This is a genomic window from Streptomyces silaceus (assembly GCF_001419745.1).
Classification (GTDB): domain Bacteria; phylum Actinomycetota; class Actinomycetes; order Streptomycetales; family Streptomycetaceae; genus Streptomyces; species Streptomyces silaceus.
The window spans coordinates 1-2662 of record NZ_LIRJ01000568.1 but is presented as its reverse complement, the minus strand read 5'-3'; the positions used below and the strand labels follow the sequence as shown (position 1 = coordinate 2662).

At 75.7% G+C, this 2662-nt stretch carries 3 protein-coding genes; 2 read left to right on the top strand and 1 reads right to left on the bottom strand.

What is annotated here, in order from left to right; translation table 11 throughout:
• The first annotated feature begins 129 nt into the window (after positions 1 to 129).
• Positions 130 to 735 carry a GNAT family N-acetyltransferase gene (locus tag AOK22_RS36780; protein ID WP_208606495.1) on the top strand — a complete coding sequence of 202 codons (606 nt, stop codon included), beginning with the start codon at positions 130 to 132 and terminating at the stop codon, positions 733 to 735.
• Here AOK22_RS36780 and AOK22_RS36775 read toward each other — a convergent pair.
• Positions 663 to 1577, bottom strand: a complete 915-nt coding sequence (locus AOK22_RS36775; protein ID WP_055703009.1) for a LysR family transcriptional regulator — start codon at positions 1575 to 1577, stop codon at positions 663 to 665. The genes AOK22_RS36780 and AOK22_RS36775 overlap by 73 nt on opposite strands.
• 148 nt (positions 1578 to 1725) lie before the next feature.
• On the opposite strand from AOK22_RS36775, the gene AOK22_RS36770 reads away from it, so the two are divergent.
• A partial coding sequence (locus AOK22_RS36770) for a DMT family transporter (RefSeq protein ID WP_055703010.1) occupies positions 1726 to 2662 on the top strand: 937 nt, incomplete at its 3' end.

The following is a 2662-nucleotide window of genomic DNA, read 5'->3' as shown; positions in this document are numbered from 1 at the left end:
GTGCCCGGGGCGCGGGGCGGGGAGTAGGCCGGTGGTCCGGCCCGCGCCGCATGCCCCCAACTGCCGCCGCCCGCCTGTGAGTCGCGCAGGAACCCCTCCTTCGTCGTACCGCTGTGCTTCCATGCTGCGATGAGACGAGACCGTGCCGCCGACGCGGCCGATGGGCATCCCGTCCTCCGTGTGCGCGAGCGGGCGGGGGAGCGTGACATGGAGGCGTGCATCGGGGTGCTCGCCCAGGTGCACCGGTCCGACGGATACCCCGTCAACTGGCCCGACCAGCCCGGTGACTGGCTGGACGGCGGCGCGGGGTTCGGGGCCTGGGTGGCCGAGCTGGACGGTCGGGTCGTCGGGCACGTCGGGCTGTTCCGTCCCGGGGCGGGCGACGAGGCGCCCGTGCTGTGGGGCGAGCGCGCGGGCACCGGCGCCGGCGGGGCCGCCGTCGTGGGCCGCCTCTTCGTCGCGCCAGAGGCGCGCGGCCACGGCATCGGCGCGCTCCTGATGGGGCGTGTGGTGCGCGAGGCGCGTTCGCGCGGCCTGCACCCGGTCCTGGACGTCGTCTCCTCCGACGCCGCGGCCGCCGCGCTCTACGAGAGCCTGGGCTGGCGGCTGCTGGCCGTCGTCGAGCAGGAGTGGCAGCCGGGACAGCGCGTCGCCCTGCGCTGCTACGCGGCCCCCGACGACGCCTGCGCGGCCGCCTCCCGCAGCGCCGCGAGCAGCCCCCGCACCGCCGGCTGAACCGGTGACCCGCCCCGCACCGCCGCGTGGATCGACCTGACCGGCTCGGGGCCCCTGACCTCGCGTACGACCACGTCGGGGCGGTGCCCGGCGTGGAGGCCGAGCTCCGGCACCAGGCTGACGCCGAGCCCGGCCGCGACGAAGCCCTGCGCCGTGGCGTAGTCGCCGCTCTCCACCGCGAAGTCCGGGGTGAAGCCGGCGGCGGCGCACGCGTCGAGCACCGGGTCCAGGCACGGCCCCGGCGTCTCGCCGGCGATCCAGGGCTCCTCGGCGAGTTCGGTCAGGTCGATCACCGGCCGGTCGGCGAGCCGGTGGCCCCGGGGAAGCACCGCGCGGTACCGGTCGTCCAGCAGGTGCGCGAACCGGATGCCGTCCACCGCGGCGCCCTCGCGCGGCCGCACCACGAGCGCCAGATCGGCCCGCCGCGCCTTCACCTCCGGCACCGGGTCGTCGGGGTCGAAGAGCTTCAGCTCCACTTGTACGCCCGGCTGTTCGCGCCGCAGCGCGGCGATCGCGGGCGCCACCAGGGGCGCGCCCGCCGTGGCGAAGTACCGCATCGAGACGCGGCCCGTCCGGCCCGCGCGCAGCTCGGCGAGCGCGGTCTCCGCCTCGGCGGCGTGCCGGCCGATCGCCGTCGCGTACTCGGTGAGCATCCGCCCCGCGTCCGTGGGGCGCACCCCGCGTCCGTTCCGCTCCAGGAGCGCGATGCCCGCCTCCTTCTCCAGCGCGGCCATCTGCTGGCTGACGGCCGAGGGGGTGTAGCCGAGGTTCCGGGCCGCCGCGGTGACCGAGCCGCTGGTGACCACCGCCCGCAGGATCTGCATGCGCCGCATGTCAAGCATGGCCCCAGTGTGGGGCACATCCTGCCCGCTGTCTGTGTTCACTGCTGCTTAATTCTGGATCCAGATCTTTTCGCTTGTCTTAAGAGTGGGTCGGCGGGACCGTACTGATGAGCCCCTTCCCGCCCCACCGAGAAGCAGGAGGTCAGCCGTGCCCGGCGGTCCCCGCACCACCCCTCTCGTCCGCATCGCCGTCCTCGCCCTGCTGTGGGGCTCCGGCTTCCTGTGGATCAAGCTCGCCCTGGACGGCGGCATCGCGCCCCTGCACCTCACGATCGTGCGGTGCGCGCTCGGCGCCGCCGTCCTGTTCGCCCTCGCCCGCGCGGCCGGGCAGCGGCTGCCCCGCGACCGGGGCACCTGGGCCCGCCTCGCCGTGGCCGCCCTCTTCTGCAACACGCTGCCGTTCTTCCTCTTCGGCCTCGGCCAGCGGACCGTCGACTCGGGCGTCGCCGGCGCCCTGAACGCCACGACCCCGCTGTGGTCGCTGGCCATCGGCCTGATGCTGCGCACCGAACGCCGCCTCGGACCCCTCCGCCTGACCGGCCTGCTGCTCGGCTTCGCGGGTACGCTCCTGATCTTCGCGCCCTGGCAGCAGACGGGGCTGGCCAGTTGGGGCGCCCTGGCCCTGCTCGCCGCCGCCGTCAGCTACGCCGTCGCCTTCGCCTACATGGCCCGCCACCTCATCGGCCGCGACGGCGCGCCCCTCGCGCTCTCCGCCGCCCAGCTGCTCACCGCGACCGGCCTGACCACGCTCGCGCTGCCCGTCGCGCCCCCGGGCGGCTCGTCGCCGACGCTCCTGGGCATCGTCGCGGTCGTCGTCCTCGGCACGCTCGGCACGGGCGTCACCTTCCACCTCAACTCCCGCCTCATCGCCGACGAAGGCCCCACGGCCGCCGCCACCGTCGGCTATCTGCTCCCGGTGGTCTCCCTCGCGCTCGGCGCCCTCGTCCTGGGCGAGGAGGTCGGCCCGCGGGTCGTGGCGGGCATGGCGGTGGTCCTCGTGGGAGTGGGCCTGACCAGGCGCCGCAAGGACGTGACGGAACGCCATGAAGCGGCGCCGGAAGGCGGGGAGGGGCCGGGGGCACGGG